Raw genomic sequence first — 24133 nt, forward strand, 5'->3', positions numbered from 1 at the left:
CAACCCGCTCTGTGCTCAAAGGTCTTTTCTTGCAAACAAGCGAATGGTAATGAGATAGGACAGCAAAAACAAACCTATAATGCCTACAGAAACCAATGCCATTGTCGTTGTGGTAATTATACCGTTCTCGTTGGCCATATTCATCAGGTACGCAACGGGTTGCGCCAGTATAATCATGCAGACCATGAATATCGCATTGATGATGCCAGCACCTTTTTTGCTAAGTCCGTAGAAAAGAGGCATGTATATGGAAACCAGCGCAAGCACCATGCCTATGGAAATGACAATATCCCTAAATGAATAATTCGGCTTGTTCAGTTCAGGATAATTCAGGTTCACAAGCTGGTGAATCCCAAACGACGCGAGTACCCCGAATAACGTATAGATTATAGCAGAAAGGTACTTGGCTTTTACAATCTGTTTGCGGCTAACGGGGAGTGTGACCAGGAAATTGTGATTATGGTTCTTGATATCAATCATGGTTGCCAGCATGACCGAACCAAAGGCTGTGTAGATGCCTACAAAATACATTGACATTTCACTCTTAGGTATAAAGGCGAGACTAAATACCACCAGGTATAACCCAATCGTCCACAGTGAACTTTTTAGTACAATGAAATCTTTACGAAGCAAGTTAAGCATATTTGCGTCCTCCCTTCGCCGTAAAATAAATGAGGTCTTCTAACGTAGGTCTTTGTAAAAGAGCTAACCTGCCAAATAACTGTTCGGCCTCTGCCTTATGATCCGACAATGCTTCAAAACCAACGGCTGTCTCGCGTATTCCGATGAAATGTTTCCGAATGTCGGAATCAAGCAGACCCATATCCCCTTTTACAATCGTATACCTTTCCAGCACATCATCTTTTGCCTCGTAAAACACCAGTTTCCCTTGATGAATAAACGTAATGTAGTCTGCAATACGTTCCAGATCCGTCGTAATATGCGTTGAGAAAATAATAGACCTTGTTTCGTCCTGTATCATATCTGCAAGCAGATCAAGCAGTTCCCGCCTAAACACAGGATCAAGCCCGGATGTCGGTTCATCCATAATCAGCAGATCCGCTTCATGCGACAAAGCTACGGCGAGAGAATACTTAATCTTCATGCCTTTGGACAGATCCTGGATTTTCTTTTTGGGAGACAGTTCGAACTGATCTAAGTAGTCATTGAACGCTTTATTATCCCATTTGGTGTAAAAAGGAGCGATCATTTGTGTCATCTCCCGGATCGTTAGATGCTCATAATAAAAGCATTCATCTGACACAATGCCAAGGCGTTGCTTGATATCAACTTCCTGATTTGGCATCTCACTGCCCAATGTCTTGAGGCTCCCCTTATCGGGTTGGATCAGACCCGTGATCATTTTGATCAAAGTACTCTTTCCCGCCCCATTCGGACCAATAAGTCCCGTGATATACCCTTTTTTCACATCCAGAGATACATTATCTACTTTAAATAAGGGATACGTTTTGGTTACATTACGTAATTCGATAGCGTTCATTATGCTTATTCCTCCTCAACCAACAATGTAAGATGATGGATTACATCCTGTGAACTCATGCCCAGTTCTCTGCTCTCACGAATCACTTCGAGCATCTTCTCTTCCAATTGTTTCATCCGCCGCTCTCGAATAAAGTCCTGATTGGCTCCGGATACAAAGCTCCCTTTGCCTACAACTGAATCGATCAGTTTCTCCTTCTCCAGCTCTTCATAGACACGTTTAGTTGTAATAACACTGACTTGCAGATCCTTGGCGAGCTGCCGAATGGAGGGAAGACTATCTCCAGCAACCAATTCTCCGCTCAAGATGCTCTGTCTGATCTGAGTTAGAATCTGCATGTAGATCGGATCGCTCGAAGCATTCGATATTAAAATGTTAATCTTTCCTCACCTCATTGATGTTACGTAGTTTCCAGTAGGTATAGTGTGTATATATAATATATACACTATACCTACCGATGGTCAATCTTTATTTCACATTATTCTCATTCTGATTCGATCCATAGACACGGGCTAGCTAATCTGGACGACAAAAAGAGGACGTCAGTTTCCTGTTCGTCCTCTTGATTAATCAAGCCCGAAAGGTCATATGACCTCCCAGGCTAATGTTATGTGCTGGATATGACCTTATCCACCAATCCATATTCGACTGCTTCCGCAGCCGTCAGGAAATAGTCTCGATCCGAGTCCTTCTCAATCCGCTCAATTGACTGTCCTGTATGGTCGGCTAACAGCTTGTTAAGACGTTGACGATGCTGAATGATGCGGTTAGCATGAATCAGCATATCCGACGCCTGCCCTCGCGTACCGCCATGTGGCTGATGGATCATGATCTCACTGTTGGGCAGCGCCATACGTTTACCTTTTGTTCCACCTACCAGCAATATCGTGCCAAAGCTTGCCGCCATCCCTGTACAGATTGTGGAGATATCCGGCTTCACAAATTGCATCGTGTCATAGATCGAAAATCCCGCAGTCACCGACCCACCAGGGCTGTTGATGTACATCTGGATGTCCTTTTCCGGGTCCTCTGCAGTCAAAAACAATAACTGGGCCACGATGGCATTTGCCATCTGATCCTCAATTTCTCCAGACACCATAATGATCCGATCTTTGAGCAAACGTGAATAAATATCATAACTCCGCTCTCCGCGAGCTGTCTGTTCCACTACATAGGGCACTACATTCATGTGTGTCGCCTCCTCGGTTTAGGCAACCATGTTGACCGTGTATCCGCCTCCATACGACATCGAGTTCATGCCAGAAGTGGAGTACCCGTACATCATTGGCTGCGTGGATGGAGACGGCAAAGTCTGCTGCAAAATCGTCCCCGCCACAGCCATCGGATCATCAGTCCGATTCAGGCACAGATCAATGATTCGGGCTGTATCTCCATTACGAAATGCCAGCAGATAGCTGCGCAGTTCCTCCCGATTGTCCTCGACTGCGCCTTCCTCATACTGAAATTCTGTGTCCGATTGTTCCAACCTGTGCCTCACTTCAGCTATGGCAGAGCGTGCACGACTTAACGCTGCTTTCACAGCACCTTCTGTCGTATCCAGCATTTCCGCAGTCTCTGCCGCCCTATAACCCATTAATTCACGTAATACATATATCACTCGCTGCCACGGTGGTAGCGTATTTACAAGAAGTTGTACGGCAGACTCCAATTCCTCGAATCGCCTTTCCTCCTCCATTTCGTGTAGGAGCGGCTTCAAGCTATCCAGTTTATAAGCCAATCTCTCTCGCTGACGTAAGATATCAATCCAGCTGTTGCGTGCAATACGAATCAGATAAGCTTCCCAGTTTATATCTTTATTCATCCCGGAAGTTCCAACCACTCTCGACGACAACACTTTGAGACAGGTCTCTTGAACCAGATCCTCCGTGTCTGGAACTGATTTCGTCAGAGATAGACAATACGCATACAACGAACCCATCAGATCGGGTAGTACGGTATGGATGCTTGGGTTCAATTGATTTTTTCTGTCGTTTCCATTTAATTCAATATCGAATTTATCTTGTTTACCATCATCATGTGGTCTGTTGATTCTGCAATCCACGGACTTCACAAAGGCCATCTTGGGGGCCCCCCTTTGCTGGTTCCTGATTGATTTTGACTTACACTATGTAAACGAAGAACCCCTTGTAAAGGATACGCTCTTCTGAATTTATTTTTGTTACGCTAGTTAAGTTGAGTTACGCATTCGTTTCCAGCTTTAATGTTCCAAGCGGCACCTTCATCCCGGTAAGGGCAATCGTAATACCTTGATCCAGATTATAATTCTGCCGTACATCGACGTCATGAGACATATGTGTAAAATATGTATGAACTGGATTCAGTTCCCACAGCAGCTCCTGCGCCTCACGCATATCGTACACGGAACGTGTTGAGAATTCCGCAAGTTCATGCACAAAGCTTGTTCCAAGCACCAGCAGATCCAGTCCGTGCAACGGCTCTTTCTCGGCATCCTTCAGGTCAATAGCGTCTGAACAATACGCCCAGCTATACCCACCCTGATCCAATCGATAGGCGTACGAATACCCGTTATGTCCATGGCATACTTTCCAGGAATGTACCTTCCAGTCGCCTAGTTCAATACCGCCATCCGTTTCCAGAAAGTCCATATGACGACCCAACCAAGGAAACTGTCCCTGAATGGTGGCAATCACTTCGCGTGGTGCATACAAACGCCCCTTCACACCCAACCACCGGCATGCATCCGCCCATTCCGGCAATCCTCCAATATGGTCAAAATGGGCATGAGTGATGAGCAGCGTATGCACCATGCGCAATCCCTGATCCTCCATCTGTGATCTCCAGTCTGGTCCGCAGTCAATCATGAACTGTTCACCCGCACCATCCCCACCACCGTCAATCAGAACAGAAGAGCGTTTCCGTTTATTCTCCCCCGTAAGCCTTGCCTCTGTACATACTTCGCAATCACAATACACACGTGGAACGCCCATCGCATCGCCAGTGCCCAGAAATGTTAGCTGATTCAATCCGCATTCCCCCTGAATTAATGATATGTAGATTGTAATCGTCCACCTCCGTTTTTGCAAAAAAAAGACCATCCCGCTGCAGTTCTCCACTGCAATTCGGGACAGTCTGTGGTCTGACCGTTCACCGTCAGACCTTCATCTCCATGCTCCATGCTTCGCTCCATTCGGGAGCGTACGCTTCGTCAGCATGTGATGCAACCTTATAAGCGGGTCATCCGCATGAAGATCAGGCCTTACCTTTTAAACAGGCCACGACCGATTAATTCGAGTCACATCCACTCCGCGCTGGAACTATACCAGTGCCCGCAGCTTCAACGTCAGTTCCTGACCCGCAGGTACATCCTTCGAATCCGTAATGACCCAGTTCGATGCAAGCCGCTTCGCCAGTACCTCTGCCTGCTCCGGTTTCAAATGTAATCCGGTGATGATTCCTTCACCCACTGTGAAGTCTTTCTCGGGCTGTACCTTGAAGGCTTTCTCCAACCAGATTCCGAGTCCACCACGCGTGTTAAAGGTAATCCGGTAGCCATCTTTTACTGCTGCCTCCAGATTTTCACCATGTTCATCCGCATACGAGAAAAATTCGGTATATCGGTATTCCTCTTCAGACACGGCGTCAAAAGCGGAAACGTCTTTCGCTTGAATAGCTTTTAAAATTTCTTCCTCAGGCATCCCCTTACCGCGGGCCTGCTCCAGTCGAATTGCTGTACTTTGGGATAATTTGATCTCTGCACTCATCCAACTCACACCTTCCTGCTAGTACTATGTAACAATCATGATTCAGTATACCTCTATTATAACCTTTTGGCAGTAAAAAACCTCCATCTCTACTTCCATTGAAATGAAGGTTTAGTATCTACATGCTCGATTACCTATTCGATTACATCAGCAATACTCATAATCCAGCGAGCACCTGATACCACACGCCGCGTTTGGAGTACAACGTACTGCGTACCTCGTCCCATCCACCCAGATAGTTGATATCAAATAATCCTTCTGGCGTTGGAAATGTCGACTCCGTCTGTGCAAATACATCCGGATCTACTGAACGAAAACCATGCTTGGCAAAAATACGCTGCGCTTCTGGTGTACGCAGATATGCGACAAAGGCTTCTGCCAGTTCGCGATTTCCATGTTTATCGGCATATTTATTCACCACAACTGCCGGGTTCTCAATCAGGATCGTATTTTTTGGAATGACGATGTCATAATCTACACCTTTGGCGATCCGGGCAAGCAATTCATTTTCATACGTGACGATGACATCACCCACACCATATTCGAATGCCGCCATCGAAGAACGCCCACTCTTGTCCAATGATTCAACGTTACGATGTACCTGTTCGAGAAAAGCCTTGGCTGCGGCAGGATCTTTCTTCCCCTCTTGCTCCTCCGACAGTTTCAATCCGGCACCATAAATGGCATTAATGTCCCATTGTGCGCCTCCGGATGTCTTTGGATTGGGGTACAGTACCTTCACTCCTGGCTTGGTTAAGTCCTGAAAATCACGAATACCGAGCGGGTTGCCCGCTCTTGTGCCCAGAACAACAATTGAACGGGTGATCATGCCCTCATTAGGGGTCTGTTTCCAATCAGAGCTAACCAGATCGGCTTTGACCAACTTCTCGATATCACTCTCCATCGCGAGCAAGGCCACATCAGCCTCGAATCCACCAACGATGGCTCTTGCCTGTGTGCCCGAAGCTTCATAGGATTCTTGAAAGTTAATCGTCTGTCCGGTTTTTGCCTTCCACTCCTCTTGGAACTTGGGTAGCAATTCGCCTACAGCATCTTTCGCTACACTATAAGCACCAATCACCAGCGTATTGGATGAATCGTTACCAGCAGGCTCGTTCTGTTCGCTTGCCCCCTCCTGCTTGCTGCACCCAGCGGTCATGCAGACGAGCAGAAGCATGAGGGCAACATATAAGAGTATGGCTTTCTTCTTCCTCGTCTGCATGGGCAGCCCCTTTCTTCCACTTGATCTAAATCATCACCGGCATCGGATCTTCCTTCAGTCGGTTCTCAACCACCCAACTGTTGGAGTCATTGAACAGGTATGCACGGTGTACAAGGACTCGAATTTGTTGACCGATCTCCAATGTCGTTTTCTCCAGGGAACGATAGGTGATTAACTTATGACCCTGTACGTCCACCTCTACCATCCATTCACTACCGCGGAAATGAAGATGTTTGACTGTACCTTTTTCCGTTGCAGACAACATGGTGAACTCGTTCTTCAAGCCGATCTCAATATACTCCGGTCGAATCAACGCTTTGGTATGTTCACCCTCAACCGCATGTTCGAATCCTTTCAGCTGTGAAGCATCCTCCACAACCGTAGACTCCCCGATAAATGTAGCCACAAACGGTGTCTGAGGGTTTTTGTAGATATCCCAAGGTGTGCCCTTCTGTTCCAGACGACCCTGACTGATAATCATAATCTCGTCCGCCACTTCAATCGCTTCATCCTGATCATGCGTTACAAAAATCGAAGTGATTCCCACTCGCTCAATCAACTCACGCAACCATGAACGCAGTTCCTGACGGATCTTGGCATCAATGGCCGCGAACGGTTCGTCCAGCAATAACAGCTGTGGCTCCGGGGCGAGTGCTCTGGCAAAAGCAACACGTTGACGCTGCCCACCAGATAACTGATGTGGATAGCGCTGTTCGAAACCTTTTAACCCGGTCAGTTCAACAAGTTCCATCACCCGATCACGAATCTGGGCTTTTGGCGTCTTCTTGACCTTGAGTCCAAAAGCGATATTCTCAAATACCGTCATATGTTTGAACAAGGCATAGTTCTGGAATACAAATCCGATGCCCCGCTCCTGTGGAGGCAGATGGTTCACCACTTTTCCATGAAAGCGAATCTCCCCAGAACCCGGATTCTCCAGACCCGCAAGCATCCGCAGAATGGACGTTTTCCCGCCTCCGCTGGGTCCAAGCAGACCGATCAGATGGCCTTTGGCAATATCGAATGAGACATCTTTTACCGCATGAAAATCACCGAAATGTTTGTTCAGATCACGGACTTCTACATGCATATCAATGCACTTCCTTTCGCTTCTTGGCCCATTCCATCATGAGCAGCAGCCCGACGGAGAAGGTGACCAGCACCAATGCCACACCATTTGCGGCTGCTACATTAAAATTCTCTACATCCTGATACACCAGGGTTGTTGCTGTCTGCGTTTTGTTCATGATATTACCGGATACCACCAGCACTGCACCGAATTCCCCAAGCGAGCGCGCAACCGTCAAGACTAGACCATACACTACCGCCCAGCGGATCGAAGGCCATGTCACACTCCAGAACGTTCTCCAGCCGTAAGCGCCAAGTGTAGATGCGGCCTCCTCTTGCTGGGAACCGAGTTCCTGCAGGACAGGCATAACCTCTCTGACCATCAGTGGAAAGGTAACAAATAACGTTGCGATCACCATACCTGGGAAGGCGTAGACCACATTGAATCCAATCCCTTCAAAAAAAGCGCCCATAATGCTGTTAGGTCCCAACATCAACACAATCATCAAGCCGCCAATGACAGGAGATACAGCATAAGGCAGGTCTACAATGCTGTTCAGCAGCCCTTTTATCCGTTCACTCATCCATCCGGCACGAACCAGATACAGAGCCATCATGATGCCAAACAATGTATTTAACAGGGTGACCACCAGTACCACCAGTCCGGTCATCATCAAGGCATGTAACGCCTCAGGACGCATTAACCCTTTCAGGAATCCACCTGCCCCGTCTTCAAATGCGCCAATAAAAATGCGTCCAAGCGGGATGATCAGCAATACAATAAATACCGCAAACGTCAGTCCAATTAAGAGTCGTCTCATCGTCTTCTCCCCCGCATCTGCACCAGATTGATCAGCCAGAGGATCAGGAAGGAGAGCGTCAGGAGCAACACGGATACAGCAGCAGCCCCCGTTGGATTATCACTTTCAATCTCCCCGTAGATAAATACGGAAGCAGTCAGTGTTCTTCCCGGAATGTTACCAGCCACCAGCACAACAGCCCCGAATTCAGCCAGTCCTCTCGAGAAAGCCAGCATCCCCCCACTGATCATGCCAGGTGCCATGGAAGGCAGAATAACCTGCATGAACGTGCGAGCCTTGGATGCCCCCATCGTGTACGAGGCCTCTTCCTCGGAAGGATCGATTTCTTCCAGCAAAGGCTGCACTGCACGGATAACAAACGGAAACGTGACAAAGGTCATCGCGATAACAATGGCGGGCTGGTGAAATACAATCTCAAATCCCATGGATTCTGCCAGTTTCCCGATGGCACTGACCGGACCCAAAAGCAGCATAATCATCAAGCCGCCCACCGCTGTTGGCAGTGCAAACGGGAGATCAACCAGACTGTTGAGAAACGATCGGCCCACAAAGCGATACCTTGTCAACACCCAGGCGATCATCGTGCCCAAAACCACATTAATCAGCGTGGCAATGACGGCCAGCCGAATGGTCAGCAGTACGGCTTTCCACGCGATGGGGTCCATAATGCTCTGAACAAAGTTGCTCCATCCTTCAGAGAAGGAATTGACGTACACACCGATGATTGGAAGTACAATAAGTACGATAAAATATAACAATACGGTACTGCGGAATCCCCAAGTCCATCCCTTATGACGAAGAACGGTATTCATTGCTGCGTTCCCTCCCAGCCTCCGGCTTTAACTCCGGTCGGCAGTCTTCCTGGCTTTAATACGACATTTTTCCTAAGTTGGATGATATTACTTTAATATTATTCCCATTAGTCTACTTGGTTTTGCTTTTCTGATACTTTACCAGTTTGCAGTGCTAATCGTCAATGCTTTTATTGAATATAATTGGGCCTCATATGAGAACGATTAATAAAAATCGCACTGTACACTGCGCAGCCAGAACAACCTTCCGATCACTGTTATCCCCAGATTTCTTTGATCCCCTTTTTAAGGGGAAATCCGGTGATAAAGGCGAAACTTATGCTTCCGAAGCAGCTTTCCTACAGAAAGCTTTTAGCTTCCGCTTCTTCAGGTTATTTCTGACCTCTCCGTTATTGCGCGATTCACATATCCGTCTTCATATGTGGTTTGTTTGGTATGTAGTGGTTAAGGTACAATCGAGGGTAAGAACAGAGATGATAAGGAGTGATCTAACATGTTATATACGAAGAATATATCCACTTCCACACGAGACGAAATGAAGGATATCACATGGGACGTGAAGCAGGTTGTCCAGAGTAGCGGGGTGCAGAATGGGACGGTGCTCATCTACTGTCCTCATACGACAGCGGGGATTGCCATCAACGAAAATGCAGACCCAGATGTAAAACACGATGTCTTGTTACGCCTGGATGAGGTGTACCCCTGGGAGCATCCCGAATATCGACATGCCGAAGGTAATACAGCCTCTCACCTCAAATCGGTCACAACAGGGCCATCACAGACGGTAATTATTCACGAAGGCAGACTGCTGCTTGGCCGCTGGCAAGGCATTTACTTTTGCGAATTCGATGGACCACGTGAGCGGGAGTATTTTCTCAAAATCATGGGAGGTTAGTTGGGTCCAATAGGCCTGCCCTACTCGTTCATTTTTGCAAACACAAACAGGCGGTCCACCCTCATTCCGGGTCGGAGCCGCCTGACTTGGTCTGCTGCGTTTACTAACTTTCGCGAGACAACGTTATAAAGAATTAAAGTTATGACAAATCACCGCCCTGAAGTGTAGGGGTGCAACAACAGCGCCATTATTGGTCGCCAGGCTGCTGACCCAGATTGCGGCACAGCACTTTGACATGAGACAGCGCAGACGATTCAATCTCCACAAACGTTAAACGATCCTGAATGTAATAAGAAATGAATCCGTGCATAGCCAAAAATAGCGTACGCGGTACCCTTTGAATGTCCTCTTCCGTACAGTTCGCTTCATTCATATACTGCCTTATAATCGATGCAAACAATTCGAAGCAACGTCCCTGTTCGGTACGACAATAAGACAACAGTTCTTCGTCCCTGATCATAAACATAATTTCGTATTGGTATGGATTCTCCAGACCAAAGCGAATAAACTCCATCATAATGTGCTCTACCTTGCTCACATCATCACGAACTGGCCTGACCATGGCTTGCAGCAGCAAATGCCCCAAATGATTGAAATCTTCAACCACGATGGCATAGAACAGCTCTGCCTTTTCCTTAAAGTGATAATACAGCGACCCATGACTATAGCCCAGATGCTGGCCGATGCTTCGCATCGAAATGGCGCGGTATCCTTTGGTAATAAAAAGGTGCCTCGCCGCCTCCAGTATCCGCTCCCTCGACAACTCCTGTTCGACTGCTCTTCTAGCCATATATTTTATTCCCCTTCAATAAAATAAAGCCGCTGTCCCTCCGTGATCCGGGATTGCCCTTGCGTCAAATCCGTGATCCAGGCTATAAAAGCCTCGGTTTCACTATCCGGCGGAAGACAAGTCAACGTAACCTTATCGGTGAATCCAGTTTCACCTGTACGGACTTCCCGGCTTCTTAACTCATTTTCCACTTTACCCAGCCACGTATAATCCAGTTCAACAAACACTTCACGATGCAGCACGTTGGTAATGACTTCTCCAGCTTCAATGGCTGCTACAGCTCCATCCGTATAAGCACGAATTAACCCGCCAGCTCCAAGCATAATTCCCCCGAAGTATCGCGTAACCACAATTGCCACATTTTTTAATTTCTGATTTTTGATCACTTCAAGAATGGGTTTCCCTGCTGTTCCGCTGGGTTCACCGTCATCGGATTGCTTCTGGATCTCGTCTCGCTCCCCAATCATGTATGCAGAGCAGTTGTGAGTCGCATTCCAATGTTTTTTCTTGATCTCATCGATGAAGGCAACAGCCTCTTCCTCTGTCGTGACCGGCATAATATGACCGATAAATCGCGACTTCTTGATTACAATTTCCAGATTGCCCGGTCCTCGAACCGTGCGATAACGTTCAATCATCCTAAATCCAACTTTCTGATCTTTTCCTGAGTCCATTTTACAAGAAAGCAGTTCACCGCGCGAACGCGGACGAACTGCCCTGGTTATCTATATCCGGGAACCCTGCATCTTAAACGAACAGTGATTCCCGGTTAGATTTACATTACATTATTCAACTATATGAGCAGACCGATGAATTATTCGGAAAGTCTCGCTTCGAGCGCTGCTTTCTCTTCTTCAAAGCCTGGTTTGCCCAGCAATGCGAACATATTTTTCTTGTAAGCTTCCACGCCTGGTTGGTCAAATGGATTGACACCCAGCAGGTAGCCACTGATACCGCATGCTTTTTCAAAGAAGTATACCAGATATCCGAAAGAATATGGAGTCATATCTGGAATGTTCACAATCAGGTTTGGTACTTGACCATCTGTATGTGCAAGCAGTGTTCCTTGGAACGCTTTTTTGTTAACAAAGTCCATGGTTTTTCCTTCAAGGAAGTTCAAACCATCCAGATCGTCCGGATCGGATTTGATTGAGATATGCTCAGCAACTTCAGTAACCTGGATAACAGTTTCGAAGATATTCCGGCTACCTTCCTGGATGAATTGACCCATGGAGTGCAAGTCTGTAGAGAAATCAACAGATGCAGGATAGATCCCTTTGTAGTCTTTACCTTCACTCTCTCCAAACAGTTGTTTCCACCACTCGGACACGAAGTGCAGGGAAGGCTCATAGTTTACAAGGATCTCAGTGCCTTTGCCTTTGCGATACAATGCGTTACGAACTGCAGCATATTGATATGCTTCATTCTCAGCTACGTTCGGGTTGCTGTATTCTTTGGATGCGTCAGCCGCACCTTGCATCATTTCTTCGATGCTGATACCAGCTGCTGCAATTGGCAGCAAACCTACAGCTGTCAGAACGGAGTAACGTCCACCTACATCATCAGGGATAATGAAAGATTCGTATCCTTCTGCATTTGCGAGTTCTTTCAGTGCACCGCGCGCTTTGTCTGTTGTAGCATAGATGCGTTTGCGAGCTTCTTCTTTACCATATTTCTCTTCCAGTGCTGCACGGAAGATACGGAATGCAATAGCCGGCTCAGTTGTTGTACCGGATTTGGAGATAACGTTGACGGAGAAATCTTTGCCTTCAACCAGGTCCAGCAAATGAGTTACATATGTGGAGCTGATATTGTTTCCTGCAAAATAGATTTCAGGCGTTTTGCGTTTGTCTTTTGGCAGATTGTTATAGAAAGAGTGAGTCAGCATTTCAATCGCTGCACGTGCACCCAGGTATGATCCACCGATACCGATAACGATCAGTACTTCGGAGTCGCTTTGGATTTTGGCAGCCGCTTTTTGAATGCGAGCGAACTCTTCTTTGTCATAAGCCGTTGGCAGGTCAATCCAGCCCAGATAATCGGAGCCTGTTCCTGTTCCGTTGTGAAGCTGCTCGTGAGCCAGACGAATCGGTTCTGCGAAATAATCCACTTCGTGCTGATTTACAAATTGCAATGCCGTGCTATAGTCAAATGTCACTTTTTTTGCCATGATCTCAAAAACCTCCTGATTTCGATTATATTGCGTGTTCAAACTTTGTAATCAAAAGCGGACTTTTTGAACAACCTCTTATATTATGTCCGTATTCCATTCTAAACAACTTGCCTTAAGGATACTTCAAATCCACGGGGCTGACAAGCTTGCAGCTCGAACTTTGTCGTTAGAATTCAAGAAGTAAAAAGGGTAAACCGAATCCGCAGGTTGCGGTTCTGCTTACCCTTCTTATGTTATTCCGCCGGGTACGAGCAGACGTAGTCAGTAACGCTGCGTATCTCCAGTTTAAATTTGGATTCGGCAGGCACGTGGAACGTAGCTTGACCTTGAATCTCTTGCCACTCTTCTTCTCCGGGAAGCAATACTTTCAGATCTCCGGACAGAATCTCCATAATTTCACGAGAATCCGTACCGAACTCATAACTGCCTGGAAGCATGATGCCCAGAGTCACTTTGCTGCCATCCCCCAAAATAACTGTTCTGCTGGTTACCTGACCATCATAATAAATGTTGGCCTCTTTCACTACACTGACTTGATCAAATTGTGACATGCGTACCCGCTCCCCTGAAGTTAATGAAAACAAAAGGCAAAACAGATCAGGGCGATAACGCTTCACCGCCCCTGTTCTGCGGAAATAACTTGCTGCCATGGATCAGGACAGCATGATGCCCTCCCAACCATAGCAGCGTTTATGAAGCTAATTGCGTGTTCAAAAAGTCAGGTTTTCAGTACCGAGAAGATGGGATGAAGCTAGAAATGGAGTAGCGGAGCGTAGGAGAAAACTACGTGAGCAACTACAATGTTTCCGAAAGAAACATACTCCGTAAGCATTTTCTTATTCGGCTGAATCCCATCTTCGACGCTGATGATGCCGTGAGGCATCCTTCGTAATCAAAAGCAGACTTTTTGAACAACCTCTATTACAGCAATGCTTTTACGCGGCTAACCACGTTGTCCACTGTAAAGCCATACTCTTGGATAACACGGTCGCCAGGCGCGGAAGCACCAAATGTGCTGATTCCGAGAATGTCACCTTGATCTCCAACATATTTCTCCCAGCCCATTGGATAAGCCATTTCAATGGCAAGACGAGCTTTAACATCCGGAAGAAGAACGGACTCTCTGTAAGCTTTGTCTTGTTTCTCGAACAGATCCCAGCTTGGCATGCTGATTACGCGAACTTGGATGCCTTGTTCTGCAAGTGCTGCTTGAGCTTTAACAGCCAATTGCACTTCAGAACCTGTAGCGATAATTTGTGCTACCGCTTTGCCATCTTTTGCATCAGAGACAACATAAGCACCACGTTTCACGTTCTCACGTGAACCTTCAACCGTACCTTCCAGGATCGGCAGGTTTTGACGAGTGAGTACGAGTGCAACCGGGTTGCTCTTGTTCTCAAGCGCGTAAGCCCAAGCAGCCGAAGTTTCATTACCATCCGCCGGACGAATAACCGTCAGGTTAGGAATGATACGCAGGGATGCCAATTGCTCGATCGGTTCGTGCGTAGGACCGTCTTCACCAACAGCGATACTGTCGTGAGTCAGAACATACGTTACAGGCAATCCCATCAGGGCAGCCAGACGAACAGCTGGACGCAGGTAATCGGTAAATACGAAGAACGTACCTCCGAATACTTTCACACCGCTGTGCAGTGCCATACCGTTCATTGCTCCAGCCATACCGAATTCACGGATACCGAAGTAGATGTTACGGCCGGAGTAATCTTCAGGTGTGAAGTTCTCCAGGTTGTTCAAGTGAGTCATTGTGGAGCTTTCCAAGTCAGCAGATCCACCTGTCAGTTGTGGCACGTTGTGCGCCAGACCGTTCAGAGCATTACCGGATGCTACACGAGTGGAAAGAGCTTTGTCTGTTGCTGCATATTTAGGAAGATCACGGTCCCAACCTTCTGGAAGGTCGCCGTTAATCGCTGTTTCGAATTGAGCTGCCAGCTCAGGGAAAGCTTTTTTGTACTCGGCAAATTTCTCATCCCAAGCTTTGTTAGCAGAGATACCACGATCTTTCACTTGTGCAAAGTGATCGCGAACTTCAGCTGGTACGTGGAAGTTTTCTTCGTAAACCCATTTGTAATACTCTTTAGTCAATTTGGCTTCGTCTGCACCCAGTGGAGATCCGTGAGTACCGCCGTGGCCGCCTTTACCTTGTTTGTTCGGGCTACCATAACCAATAACCGTTTTAACTTCGATCAGTGTAGGACGCAGTGTATCTGCTTGACCTTCCTGAATTGCTTTTTCGATTGCAGGCAGATCGTTACCATCTTCAACGCGCAGCACTTGCCAGCCATAAGCTTCAAAACGCTTCGCGATGCTTTCGGAAGAAGACAGATCCAATTTACCATCCAACGTGATGTCATTGGAGTCGAACAACATGATCAGTTTGCCCAAGTGCAAACGTCCAGCCAGGGAAGCTGATTCATGAGATACGCCTTCCATCAAGTCACCATCACCACAGATTGCGTAAGTGTAGTGGTCAACTACGTTGAATTTGTCTTTATTGTATGTTGCGCCCAGTTGAGCTTCAGCCATCGCCATACCTACAGCCATTGCAATACCTTGACCCAGTGGGCCGGTTGTTGCATCAACACCTGCAGTATGTCCGAATTCCGGGTGACCCGGAGTTTTGCTTCCCCATTGACGGAACTGTTTCAGTTCTTCCATTGGAAGATCATATCCGCTCAGGTGCAGCAAGCTGTACAGCAACATGGAGCCATGTCCTGCAGACAGGACAAAACGGTCCCGGTTAACCCAAGTTGGGTGGTCCGGGTTATGAGTCATCGTTTTTGCAAAAAGTTGGTACCCCATTGGAGCGGAGCCCATAGGCATACCCGGGTGTCCGGAATTTGCCTTCTCAATTGCATCAATCGCCAAAGTACGTACGGTAGTAATCGACAGGTTGTCGATTGTAGTGTTCTCGTCCTTTTGAATCGCTTCGTTCTTGTCAGTCATGGTTTGTCCTCCTCATGTCTTTAGATAAGTCGGGTGCGCAAGCGAATCCCTCTCATCATACAAGCAAACCGAATTTCACAATAAGTGAATCCGCTTGAGTGTTTCATTTTGACTTATTCACTTTTGTATTGTATCACTTGGCGTGAAGCTTTTCCATAACCTTCTTTTAGAAGTTCGTGAAAAATTGGTGGTTTGTGATGAATAATCCTTGTCCTATCAAGCAAAAATCGTACTGTACAAGGTACTAAATTCCAAAAACAGACTTAAGGAGCCTCGCAAATCCATCGCATGAAGTATAACCTTTAACCTGAAAACCATGCATTTTTTAGATATTCATCCTCAATTCACATATAATGTTCCTTAATATGGATTACAAAATTCGGGCTGTGGTTTACTTTTTTCAGATGTACACGCGTCAATCATAGGAGGTCTCGATCATGCCAGATCCTGCTGCTCACCCATCAACATCGGCAAAACACTCATTACCCTGGATATCCGGTATTTTAACGGGAATTCTCTCGGGAGTTGTCCTGGGATTTTTCCTCAAAATGATTCAGGCCATCACAGGTGAACAAGTATATACTCTGCTGCTGAATATTGATTTTGTGCCTGGTCTTCCGCCAACCTTACCCGAATTCATTGAATTTGCTTTGCATCTCATCGTGTCCGTTGTCATCGGTATCTTCTATCTGTGGTGGGTAAGGCATTCAGGCCGCCCTATGATCAAAGGAATTTTACTTGGTGCAGTCTCGTCCTTGCTCTATATCCCACTCTCTCAATTGTCATCACGTGTGCCAGACCTGTACGATGTGTCCGCCATCCTCTACTGGATTGTAGGACATCTGCTGTTTGGTATTATGCTTGGCTTGTGCGGAAAGTATATCAACACAACAAAAAAAGCGACTCCCATTTCGTAAACGAATTGGGGTCGCTTTATTGTTAGTCTATTACGTGGTTCCGAATCAACCTTGCACAGTATTAAAGCGTGAGCTTAAAATACAACGGTTTTATTTTCGTGAACAAGAACACGGTCTTCGACATGCCATTTCACGGCACGTGCGAGCACAACACGCTCAATGGTACGTCCAATACGCTTCAGCTCGGTTACATCGTCCCCGTGGCTTACACGCTGCACATCCTGTTCAATAATCGGGCCGCCATCCAGTTCTTCCGTAACATAGTGCGCTGTCGCACCGATAATTTTGACACCGCGGTTGTACGCCTGCGCATACGGTTTACCACCCACGAAGGCTGGCAGGAACGAATGGTGAATATTAATGATTCGATTGCGGTAATGCTCAATGAACATCGGAGAGATAATCTGCATGTAACGAGCCAGAATGATCACATCCACATCGTTGCCGATGACGTCCAGTTGGCGCTGTTCCGCTTCTTTTTTCGTATCTGCTGTAACTGGGATATGATGATATGGAATGCCAAATGATTCTACATAGTCCTTCATGTCCAGATGGTTGCTGACCACAAGCGCAATATCTGCATCCAGGTCGCCTGCCTGCCATTGCCACAACAATTCAACCAGACAGTGATCTTCTTTGGACACAAAGATAGCCAGTTTCTTCTTGCGGCTGACCGCAGATAACGTCCATTCCATCTGGAAACGGCTTGCTACTTCTGCAAAATCAGCTTCCAGTTTCGGCAAATTGACCAACAATTGCGGAAGATCAAACTCAATTCGCATAAAGAACATGCCGCCAGCAGGGTCCATTGTATACTGGTCCGACTGAACAATGTTTGCACCATGCTGGTGCAGGAAATGAGATACGGCAGCTACAATTCCTGGACCATCCGGACAGGAAATAAGCATGCGCGCACGATCGGCGCGGTTTTTAGAATCAGGGCGTACTTGTTTAGCGTGGATCTCCATCGGGTTATTCTTCCTCCTTCAATTAAGCCATGACCTGCGGGATTAACCCGCAAGCCATGCAATCAAGCGATGATTCAGTTGTTCTTCATTCAAATGCGGGAATAGTGCAGCTTCAGTCACCATGTCATAGAGGCGTTCCAGCGGTTCGCGCGGATCTGCCTTTTTGGCTTTGGCATCATTTTTGAGCAACGTCCACACATCCAGAATATAAGAACGAGACTCAATCTCTTTACCTTTGAAAAAGTGTTGCAACTGTTCTACTTCTGTCAGGAATTCCTGGCCAAATCGACCGGCAACATCCCCACGAAGCAGGGCAATCTCCACCTCATACATTGGACGCTGTGTCTTGGCCTCTTTACCAATCCAAGGTGTCTCCAGAATAAATGGACGTCCTTGAAGCTTCTCATGGTTGACGATGCGGTTAATCGCTTCAAACCCGATCCAGCCAGAGCCAATTGGTGTATGACGGTCCTTGTGCGCACCCACAGCATTCTTACTATCATTAATATGCATTACAGCAATGCGGTCAAGTCCTACCGTACGATCGAATTGTTCCAGTACACCGTCAAAATCATTAACGATATCATATCCGGCATCATGAATGTGACATGTATCCATACACACAGTCAGGCGCTCGTTATATGTTACTTTCTCGATAATCTGAGCGATCTCTTCGAAACTGCGACCCATCTCCGTACCTTTGCCAGCCATGGTCTCCAGAGCGATGTTCACATCCGTGTCTTTCACACCCTCCAGCACTTCATTCAATCCTTCTGCGATCCGTCCGATCCCATAGTGGGCATCTTTGTCTGTAAATGCGCCGGGATGTAATACGATGTTTTTCACACCAATAGCATGTGTCCGACGAATCTCTTCCTGAAGGAAATCTACAGCCAGTCTAAACGTATTATCTTTGTATGAGCCAAGATTAACAATGTACGGTGCATGGACAACGATATCTTCCATTCCACCCTCTTGCATGGCAACCTTGCCTTCTTCAATATACATGGACTCAATTGGCTTGCGACGTGTATTCTGTGGTGCACCCGTATATATCATAAACGAACTGGAACCGTACGAGGACGCTTCCTTCGTTGCACTCAATAATCCCTTGTCCGAAAAGGACACGTGGGAGCCGATTTTCAGCATTATTGATCCCCCTTATTCTGAATTATCCCTTATTCTAACGCGATTATCGAAATAAATCTAGAAATGCGCTATAATTCGGGATAGAGGCTATTTTTTACAGCTAATATGTGGAACATGGGTAGGCGGAATCCGTCTTTCCGTGAAAATCAATGAACCGAGGTGACTCCGCAATGATTTTCGACTCCTACGCGATAATACTAAACAGCTATTCCCCCAGCAATTGGTTTATGAATACGATCGCATTCTGGACTTTTTTATTGCTAGGCAGCATGTGTATCGGTGGATTTTTCATGATGCGCAAGTTTTTGAAAGTGCTACCAAAAGCAGACGGAAAGTCCAAACTGGATTGGCAGAATTATTGGGTTGAAGCCAGCCGTCACTTATGGACAGATGAAGCCAAAGCTTTTTTGGATCAACTAGTGGAGCCTGTGCCCGGGCCATTTCGTGACATCGCCAAACATTCCATTGCTGCAGAGATCGGTAAGATTGCAGTCGAAGACAATGCCACGGAAGTATCGAGAGATCATTGCATCAAAGGATACATTATTGCCACACCGAAGCGGGATAATAAGTTTTTGGTGAAATTTCTGGAGAAAAACAAAATCGATTATTCCCCTTATCAACATTTGATTAAATAAAATAAAAGATGAGTTAAGTCGCATATAGATTTGGTTAATTAGATACAGATATGCTCCGTCAGGTAAGTTGTTCCCAACAGGCATTGCTTACCGTACGGGGCTGTTTGTCGATCCAACGGTATGTATCAGCGCAGTGAAATTACAGAGAGGATGTTTGATATGAAAATTGCCATTTGTGGAGGTACCGGATTTGTAGGAGGAGCACTTGTAGATTACTGGTTGCAAGCCGGGCACCACGTGAAAGTTATTACACGAAAACTGCCTGACTTGCATAATCCAAGTAAAAATCTTACATATATATCGTGGGAACAAGTCGAAGAACAACCTCATTTGTTGGAAGGTATGGACGCTCTTGTTAACCTTGCCGGAGAAACGCTGAATCAACGATGGACAACCAAGGCGAAGCTGGAGATTGTTGAATCCAGAGTCACGACCGTAGCGCGGGTAGCCCGATTGGTGGAATCCCTGGAACAAAAGCCGGAAGTCGTCGTTCAGGCTTCTGCCATGGCCATCTATGGAACCTCTCCTAACGAAACCTTTGACGAGAGCAGTCCGCAAAAATCAATGAATTTCCCGTCCCGGGTCTCGGAACAATGGGAAGTTGCTGCAGATGCAATCAAAAATGTGAGACTCGTTAAAATCCGGGTAAGTCTGGTTCTTGGACATAAAAGAGGTGCTTTTCCATTGATGAAACTTCCTTATATGCTGGGTGTTGGCGGCAAGATCGGCAGTGGCAAGCAATGGACTAGCTGGATTCACATTATGGATATCGTAAGACTCATTGATTTTAGCATTCAAAATAAACAAGTGTCAGGTCCGGTCAATGCTTCCTCACCGAACCCTGTTACCAATGATGAATTCGGTCGTACGGTCGGTAAAGTGTATCATCGCCCTCACTGGTTCCCCGTACCCAGCTTCCTGATTAAAACTTTGGTCGGAGAACTATCCGTTGTCGTGCTTCAGGGGCAGAGAGTCATTCCGCAAAAAGCTCTCGACCACGGATTCCAGTTCACCTTCCCAACCTTAACCCAGGCACTGGAAGATCTGAAACACCGCGGCTTATCTGACTGATTGAACTATGCCTTATCCAACCGACCGATAAGTGTAAACAGATTCTGCAAGTGTAAATGTGTCTCCATCCGCCAATGGATACTCCTTATACGGAGCAAGAATATTGCCCTGAAGAATGGTTCCATTGACGGAACCCAGATCCTTAATCACATAGCCCGATTTGTTCCGGCTCAATTCCACATGAGCACGGGACACCCCGGTCGCTGTGTCCACCCACTGAACCATGTCTGCTGATCTTCCGATGACAAAAGATGCTCCTTGCACATCCATCCGTTCATGTTGGTCACTGCTTCCCGATCTTCGTTCAAGATAATAAGACGCCATCACCGGGCCTGCCCCTGTAACATTACTTCCACTCAGATTCTGCAAATTCACGGTTGCCTCTGCAACTGCATCCTGTCGAATTAGCTCTGAAGTTGAAGCTACCGTTTCCACATGGCGTTGAACGAACGGTGGTTCGGAGTGTTCAGATGCCATATGCAAATTTTGAAAACGGGAATGCTCGCTACCACCTTCTGAGGCGGATGCAACCGTTTGGTTTATGCGTTCCTCTTTCCTATCAGCTGTATTCCAGCGCCAACTTTCCTGAAATTGTTCCTCTTCATCTTCCATTTGCTTACCTTTGTTCTTACCTAAATTGAATGAAAAAGACCGCTTATTCTCTGCGTTATTCTGAGGGCTTCCCTTACGCTTCCACGTCCATCCTGCTACACCAAACAAGCCAAGGCTGAGTACCATGCACAGGATCATCTGCGTCTGTCCCGGTTGCTCCATGTAAATAAATCTCCATACCAATGCCATGGCAACCATACAGCCCAATATGATATAAGTTACTTTGGAAGATCCGGGCTTTTCCTCCACTTCCATATCAACACGCTCTAGCGAATCATACGAGTTACTTCCTTTCTTATCCATACCGTTTGAACTCTCTAATGGAACTTGCTCAGGTGAACGCCTGCCTGGAAAGGTTCGAGATCTCACCGGAATGTCTTCAACCTCGAATTCACTTGTTTTCTGCGGCTGACGGAAATTTAGTTGCGGCCCCACAGGAGCATTTTGAACGGGAGCACCAAGTTGATATGGCCGAGAAGTACCAGTGGCTAGCCTGCTATCTCGCTCAGAAATCGACGAATGAAGATCACCTCTTGAATCATTGGGTGTGTCCAAAGTTCTGGACGAGAGAAATGCTGCGCCTCCTCCATTCTCTTGCTCGTCAGCGTATAACTCCAGCAGAAGCTCGCGCAACTGTCTGATATCCCAGCGTTCGTTGTCACATAACTGCAGAACACGCTGAATGCCTTCTCCCTGCAGTTCCTGTACATGTGCCATCAGCCTGATCACTAGCTCACGGAATTGCTGAGGCGTTGGATCAACTTCAACTGTATCCATGATTGGAACATATACAATCCCAAGCTCACCCTGTTCGAATGAACCGTTAATGAACAAAGACTCTTCCTGGATCAATAATTTACGAGGCTCCAACATATACTGTCGGCATTCCGTGAAGGCATCGGCTAGTTGGAATAACAAACCATACAGAACACGCAATTTGATTTTGCTTGACTTTAACATCTGAGATAACATCTTGTACCCTGATATGTCGTACTGCAAAGTTACATTTCGATCGACTTCCCGAATATGAACAGGAAGAAGTCGCGGAATCTGATTGGAGGACAACATCCCCATCTGTACACGGCTCAATTCCTCCATTCGTAACCCGTCTGCTTTCTCCAAAACCATGAAAGCCCCACCATTACGAATAAAATCTCTCGTTAGTCCATACATGCCAATCCTCTCTTTCCATTGTTATTCTCAAATTTCTCTACTCCTTCACTTAAGGGAAAAGTCCTGAGACAAGGACCGTGATAAACCCGGGCAATACGGCCAGCATAAACGGAAACTTTAATGTCTTCTCTTTGTTTACCAGCTTGAGCGAACCGAGCATAAAAAAACCTGCAAGACTACCTGCCATGCCTCGAATTCTCTTCGCTGAATCTTTACGGAATAGAAGTATCACTAGACCAATTGCGCCCGCGTACAAAACGGAGTAAATAATGACATGAATGCCAAAAGCAAGTCCCGTCCATGCGCCAATCCCACCAAACAATTTCACATCTCCTGCCCCTACGGCTCCAATCGCATACATCAGAAACAAAATGCCAAAACCTGCTGCAAATCCAGCGGCTGAAAACAAGAAACCATCCCAACCTCCCCATATGATATGGGCCAATACGCCAGCAACAGTCACGGGTAAAGTCAATCGATTTGGAATTTTCATTGAACGAATATCTGTAATAAAAGCTGCAATGACGTATATGCCACAGGCAATATAAAACCACTCCACCTCCATCATTCCCTTCCTTATTTTCTGGAGGCCACGGTAAACGTAGTCTCCGTCTTGGCACCGTCCCCTGTCTCGACAACAAAACTCCATGTTCCTTCTGTTGTCCGAGTACCAACAAACCAATTCCATTCAATAATTCCATTCTCATCTGCGGTGGCCCAGCCGATGTGCTTCGCAGAACTTTCACCTGACTTGTAAAATATCGTTAAGTTGGCTGTCGCTCCTGGTTCTACCTTCACCTTGATCGTTGCATTGTTGCCTATGTATGCCGGGTCAGGCTTCGACAGTACCGTTGCTGAACCCGCAGTATCCCCGTCTCCTGCGCTGCCATCTGATCCTTCTCCGGTATCTCCAATCCATACCCGTTCTGCCGCAGCAGCCTGAATCCGAAGTGGTTTACTGAGAAAGGGGACTTTTATAGGCAATTCATAACTCAGTTCAAGTCGGAAGTATGGATTTGTTTTGTTTTTGAGATCTGGTATCGAAATACCATTCACATGAACACGTTCCATATTAAGCAGCGTTGGCTCGATAAAAGGTTGAAGCAGCGGTTTTACCGTGGGATCAAGTACGGTTTCCAAGACGGATGTTTTGATCTCCTGTAGTGGCTGTTCACCACTGGCGGCCGCTGAACGTACCCAATCACTTAAAGGCTCGGGTAGAGAAGAAGCATAACCTTCTGCCCATTCCGTCAGTGATAACTCTGGTATCTTCCAGCCCCCTCCTGAACCTTCTCCGCCGGCAGAATCAGAAGGTGTGAATGCAAGGGATACGGGATATATTTTCGTTGACAATTGCTTCACCGCTTCACCCGCCGTGCTCTGTAACGCTGTGGAGATTAGAGTCATTTGCACTATGAAGATGAGAAACATGATAAAGAATAGAAAGACAGGTAACACCAGTGAAGCTTCCAGAACCATGCTACCCTGTTCCTTTTTTGGAGAACATATCTGCTTTTTGAGAGACTTCAAACGCTGCAATCTGATTATTCGTGTTAAACGAATCTGCTTTTGTGCGCTTTCTTTTTCATAATGTTGCTGCTTATCCATAATCCCTC

At 46.6% G+C, this 24133-nt stretch carries 26 protein-coding genes; 4 read left to right on the forward strand and 22 right to left on the reverse strand.

Translation table 11 applies throughout. The features are described 5' to 3' along the window. Positions 1-15 precede the first annotated feature (15 nt). The 12 genes from MHI01_RS11320 to cysT all read right to left on the reverse strand — a co-directional run bounded on the left by MHI01_RS11320 (position 16) and on the right by cysT (position 9167). The gene (locus MHI01_RS11320; protein WP_340983163.1) at positions 16-642 is read right to left on the reverse strand and encodes an ABC-2 transporter permease; all 627 of its coding nucleotides are present in this window, start codon (positions 640-642) and stop codon (positions 16-18) included. Beyond that, positions 635-1501, reverse strand: coding sequence for an ABC transporter ATP-binding protein (locus MHI01_RS11325; protein ID WP_340983164.1), 867 nt, complete (start codon positions 1499-1501; stop codon positions 635-637). The genes MHI01_RS11320 and MHI01_RS11325 overlap by 8 nt, the downstream gene beginning before the upstream one ends. A 5-nt stretch (positions 1502-1506) precedes the next feature. Then, positions 1507-1881, reverse strand: a complete 375-nt coding sequence (locus MHI01_RS11330) for a GntR family transcriptional regulator (RefSeq protein ID WP_036610760.1) — start codon at positions 1879-1881, stop codon at positions 1507-1509. Between the two features lie 227 nt (positions 1882-2108). Then, on the reverse strand, positions 2109-2690 hold the full coding sequence (clpP, locus tag MHI01_RS11335; protein ID WP_036610761.1) for an ATP-dependent Clp endopeptidase proteolytic subunit ClpP: 582 nt from the start codon (positions 2688-2690) through the stop codon (positions 2109-2111). 18 nt (positions 2691-2708) lie between these two features. Next, complete coding sequence (locus tag MHI01_RS11340) at positions 2709-3581, reverse strand: RNA polymerase sigma factor (RefSeq protein ID WP_315370964.1); 873 nt, start codon at positions 3579-3581, stop codon at positions 2709-2711. Between the two features lie 118 nt (positions 3582-3699). Continuing rightward, positions 3700-4506, reverse strand: a complete 807-nt coding sequence (locus tag MHI01_RS11345) for an MBL fold metallo-hydrolase (RefSeq protein WP_315370963.1) — start codon at positions 4504-4506, stop codon at positions 3700-3702. 17 nt (positions 4507-4523) lie between these two features. After that, entirely contained in the window at positions 4524-4670 is a 147-nt protein-coding gene (locus MHI01_RS11350; protein WP_340983165.1) for a hypothetical protein, read from the reverse strand. A gap of 127 nt (positions 4671-4797) precedes the next feature. After that, on the reverse strand, positions 4798-5244 hold the full coding sequence (locus tag MHI01_RS11355) for a hypothetical protein (RefSeq protein WP_315370961.1): 447 nt from the start codon (positions 5242-5244) through the stop codon (positions 4798-4800). A 157-nt stretch (positions 5245-5401) separates the two neighbouring features. Further along, a complete protein-coding gene (locus tag MHI01_RS11360) occupies positions 5402-6466 on the reverse strand; it encodes a sulfate ABC transporter substrate-binding protein (protein ID WP_339286049.1) in 1065 nt (354 codons plus the stop codon). A 25-nt stretch (positions 6467-6491) separates the two neighbouring features. Beyond that, positions 6492-7556 carry a sulfate/molybdate ABC transporter ATP-binding protein gene (locus MHI01_RS11365; protein ID WP_036610770.1) on the reverse strand — a complete coding sequence of 355 codons (1065 nt, stop codon included), beginning with the start codon at positions 7554-7556 and terminating at the stop codon, positions 6492-6494. A 1-nt stretch (position 7557) separates the two neighbouring features. Beyond that, positions 7558-8355: a sulfate ABC transporter permease subunit gene (locus tag MHI01_RS11370; protein WP_047842044.1), complete on the reverse strand. Its 798-nt coding sequence runs from the start codon at positions 8353-8355 to the stop codon at positions 7558-7560. Then, a complete protein-coding gene (gene cysT / locus MHI01_RS11375; protein ID WP_017689978.1) occupies positions 8352-9167 on the reverse strand; it encodes a sulfate ABC transporter permease subunit CysT in 816 nt (271 codons plus the stop codon). The genes MHI01_RS11370 and cysT overlap by 4 nt, the downstream gene beginning before the upstream one ends. Positions 9168-9660: 493 nt before the next feature. On the opposite strand from cysT, the gene MHI01_RS11380 reads away from it, so the two are divergent. Beyond that, on the forward strand, positions 9661-10062 hold the full coding sequence (locus MHI01_RS11380) for a secondary thiamine-phosphate synthase enzyme YjbQ (RefSeq protein WP_340983166.1): 402 nt from the start codon (positions 9661-9663) through the stop codon (positions 10060-10062). 187 nt (positions 10063-10249) lie between these two features. Here the strand turns inward: MHI01_RS11380 and MHI01_RS11385 are convergent, their stop codons facing one another. The 5 genes from MHI01_RS11385 to tkt all read right to left on the reverse strand — a co-directional run bounded on the left by MHI01_RS11385 (position 10250) and on the right by tkt (position 15989). Continuing rightward, positions 10250-10852 (reverse strand): TetR/AcrR family transcriptional regulator, encoded by a 603-nt coding sequence (locus tag MHI01_RS11385; protein WP_036669101.1) that lies wholly within the window; start codon positions 10850-10852, stop codon positions 10250-10252. A gap of 5 nt (positions 10853-10857) precedes the next feature. After that, positions 10858-11490: a YigZ family protein gene (locus tag MHI01_RS11390; RefSeq protein WP_340983167.1), complete on the reverse strand. Its 633-nt coding sequence runs from the start codon at positions 11488-11490 to the stop codon at positions 10858-10860. A 176-nt stretch (positions 11491-11666) separates the two neighbouring features. Then, positions 11667-13022, reverse strand: coding sequence for a glucose-6-phosphate isomerase (locus tag MHI01_RS11395; RefSeq protein ID WP_017689982.1), 1356 nt, complete (start codon positions 13020-13022; stop codon positions 11667-11669). A 236-nt stretch (positions 13023-13258) separates the two neighbouring features. Then, entirely contained in the window at positions 13259-13576 is a 318-nt protein-coding gene (gene ppnP / locus MHI01_RS11400) for a pyrimidine/purine nucleoside phosphorylase (protein ID WP_017689983.1), read from the reverse strand. A 370-nt stretch (positions 13577-13946) separates the two neighbouring features. Further along, positions 13947-15989, reverse strand: a complete 2043-nt coding sequence (gene tkt, locus MHI01_RS11405; protein ID WP_062833145.1) for a transketolase — start codon at positions 15987-15989, stop codon at positions 13947-13949. 437 nt (positions 15990-16426) lie between these two features. Between tkt and MHI01_RS11410 the strand changes: the two genes are divergently transcribed. Further along, the gene (locus MHI01_RS11410; RefSeq protein ID WP_051447178.1) at positions 16427-16906 is read left to right on the forward strand and encodes a hypothetical protein; all 480 of its coding nucleotides are present in this window, start codon (positions 16427-16429) and stop codon (positions 16904-16906) included. Positions 16907-16980: 74 nt separating this feature from the next. On the opposite strand, the gene purU is transcribed toward MHI01_RS11410, so the two are convergent. After that, positions 16981-17874 carry a formyltetrahydrofolate deformylase gene (gene purU, locus MHI01_RS11415; protein WP_017689986.1) on the reverse strand — a complete coding sequence of 298 codons (894 nt, stop codon included), beginning with the start codon at positions 17872-17874 and terminating at the stop codon, positions 16981-16983. A gap of 42 nt (positions 17875-17916) precedes the next feature. After that, positions 17917-19023 carry a deoxyribonuclease IV gene (locus MHI01_RS11420; protein WP_076327251.1) on the reverse strand — a complete coding sequence of 369 codons (1107 nt, stop codon included), beginning with the start codon at positions 19021-19023 and terminating at the stop codon, positions 17917-17919. 170 nt (positions 19024-19193) lie between these two features. Between MHI01_RS11420 and MHI01_RS11425 the strand changes: the two genes are divergently transcribed. Together MHI01_RS11425 and MHI01_RS11430 are read left to right on the forward strand one after the other, a co-directional pair. After that, a complete protein-coding gene (locus MHI01_RS11425; RefSeq protein WP_036610792.1) occupies positions 19194-19661 on the forward strand; it encodes a DUF2621 domain-containing protein in 468 nt (155 codons plus the stop codon). A gap of 159 nt (positions 19662-19820) precedes the next feature. Then, the gene (locus tag MHI01_RS11430; RefSeq protein ID WP_036610794.1) at positions 19821-20732 is read left to right on the forward strand and encodes a TIGR01777 family oxidoreductase; all 912 of its coding nucleotides are present in this window, start codon (positions 19821-19823) and stop codon (positions 20730-20732) included. Between the two features lie 12 nt (positions 20733-20744). On the opposite strand, the gene MHI01_RS11435 is transcribed toward MHI01_RS11430, so the two are convergent. From MHI01_RS11435 to MHI01_RS11445, 3 genes are read right to left on the reverse strand one after another with little or no spacing between them, the layout of a single operon-like run. After that, a complete protein-coding gene (locus MHI01_RS11435) occupies positions 20745-22517 on the reverse strand; it encodes a DUF6382 domain-containing protein (RefSeq protein ID WP_340983168.1) in 1773 nt (590 codons plus the stop codon). A 49-nt stretch (positions 22518-22566) separates the two neighbouring features. After that, positions 22567-23082, reverse strand: a complete 516-nt coding sequence (locus tag MHI01_RS11440) for an A24 family peptidase (protein WP_036669090.1) — start codon at positions 23080-23082, stop codon at positions 22567-22569. An 11-nt stretch (positions 23083-23093) separates the two neighbouring features. Beyond that, positions 23094-24125 (reverse strand): hypothetical protein, encoded by a 1032-nt coding sequence (locus MHI01_RS11445; protein ID WP_051447179.1) that lies wholly within the window; start codon positions 24123-24125, stop codon positions 23094-23096. Positions 24126-24133 lie beyond the last annotated feature (8 nt).

This window comes from Paenibacillus sp. FSL M7-0656, assembly GCF_038003225.1.
Classification (GTDB): Bacteria; Bacillota; Bacilli; order Paenibacillales; family Paenibacillaceae; genus Paenibacillus; species Paenibacillus amylolyticus.

Excerpts from the sequence above, each read along its gene's own strand:
- MHI01_RS11350 (WP_340983165.1), bottom strand. The coding sequence starts at position 4,670 with ATGGAGCGAAGCATGGAGCATGGAGATGAAGGTCTGACGGTGAACGGT.
- MHI01_RS11440 (WP_036669090.1), bottom strand. The coding sequence starts at position 23,082 with ATGGAGGTGGAGTGGTTTTATATTGCCTGTGGCATATACGTCATTGCA.
- MHI01_RS11380 (WP_340983166.1), top strand. The coding sequence starts at position 9,661 with ATGTTATATACGAAGAATATATCCACTTCCACACGAGACGAAATGAAG.
- cysT (WP_017689978.1), bottom strand. The coding sequence starts at position 9,167 with ATGAATACCGTTCTTCGTCATAAGGGATGGACTTGGGGATTCCGCAGT.
- tkt (WP_062833145.1), bottom strand. The coding sequence starts at position 15,989 with ATGACTGACAAGAACGAAGCGATTCAAAAGGACGAGAACACTACAATC.
- MHI01_RS11385 (WP_036669101.1), bottom strand. The coding sequence starts at position 10,852 with ATGGCTAGAAGAGCAGTCGAACAGGAGTTGTCGAGGGAGCGGATACTG.
- MHI01_RS11425 (WP_036610792.1), top strand. The coding sequence starts at position 19,194 with ATGATTTTCGACTCCTACGCGATAATACTAAACAGCTATTCCCCCAGC.
- clpP (WP_036610761.1), bottom strand. The coding sequence starts at position 2,690 with ATGAATGTAGTGCCCTATGTAGTGGAACAGACAGCTCGCGGAGAGCGG.
- MHI01_RS11420 (WP_076327251.1), bottom strand. The coding sequence starts at position 19,023 with ATGCTGAAAATCGGCTCCCACGTGTCCTTTTCGGACAAGGGATTATTG.
- MHI01_RS11370 (WP_047842044.1), bottom strand. The coding sequence starts at position 8,355 with ATGAGACGACTCTTAATTGGACTGACGTTTGCGGTATTTATTGTATTG.
- MHI01_RS11320 (WP_340983163.1), bottom strand. The coding sequence starts at position 642 with ATGCTTAACTTGCTTCGTAAAGATTTCATTGTACTAAAAAGTTCACTG.
- MHI01_RS11355 (WP_315370961.1), bottom strand. The coding sequence starts at position 5,244 with ATGAGTGCAGAGATCAAATTATCCCAAAGTACAGCAATTCGACTGGAG.
- purU (WP_017689986.1), bottom strand. The coding sequence starts at position 17,874 with ATGGAGATCCACGCTAAACAAGTACGCCCTGATTCTAAAAACCGCGCC.
- MHI01_RS11410 (WP_051447178.1), top strand. The coding sequence starts at position 16,427 with ATGCCAGATCCTGCTGCTCACCCATCAACATCGGCAAAACACTCATTA.
- MHI01_RS11360 (WP_339286049.1), bottom strand. The coding sequence starts at position 6,466 with ATGCAGACGAGGAAGAAGAAAGCCATACTCTTATATGTTGCCCTCATG.
- ppnP (WP_017689983.1), bottom strand. The coding sequence starts at position 13,576 with ATGTCACAATTTGATCAAGTCAGTGTAGTGAAAGAGGCCAACATTTAT.
- MHI01_RS11340 (WP_315370964.1), bottom strand. The coding sequence starts at position 3,581 with ATGGCCTTTGTGAAGTCCGTGGATTGCAGAATCAACAGACCACATGAT.
- MHI01_RS11325 (WP_340983164.1), bottom strand. The coding sequence starts at position 1,501 with ATGAACGCTATCGAATTACGTAATGTAACCAAAACGTATCCCTTATTT.
- MHI01_RS11435 (WP_340983168.1), bottom strand. The coding sequence starts at position 22,517 with ATGTATGGACTAACGAGAGATTTTATTCGTAATGGTGGGGCTTTCATG.
- MHI01_RS11390 (WP_340983167.1), bottom strand. The coding sequence starts at position 11,490 with ATGATTGAACGTTATCGCACGGTTCGAGGACCGGGCAATCTGGAAATT.
- MHI01_RS11365 (WP_036610770.1), bottom strand. The coding sequence starts at position 7,556 with ATGCATGTAGAAGTCCGTGATCTGAACAAACATTTCGGTGATTTTCAT.
- MHI01_RS11395 (WP_017689982.1), bottom strand. The coding sequence starts at position 13,022 with ATGGCAAAAAAAGTGACATTTGACTATAGCACGGCATTGCAATTTGTA.
- MHI01_RS11430 (WP_036610794.1), top strand. The coding sequence starts at position 19,821 with ATGAAAATTGCCATTTGTGGAGGTACCGGATTTGTAGGAGGAGCACTT.
- MHI01_RS11445 (WP_051447179.1), bottom strand. The coding sequence starts at position 24,125 with ATGGATAAGCAGCAACATTATGAAAAAGAAAGCGCACAAAAGCAGATT.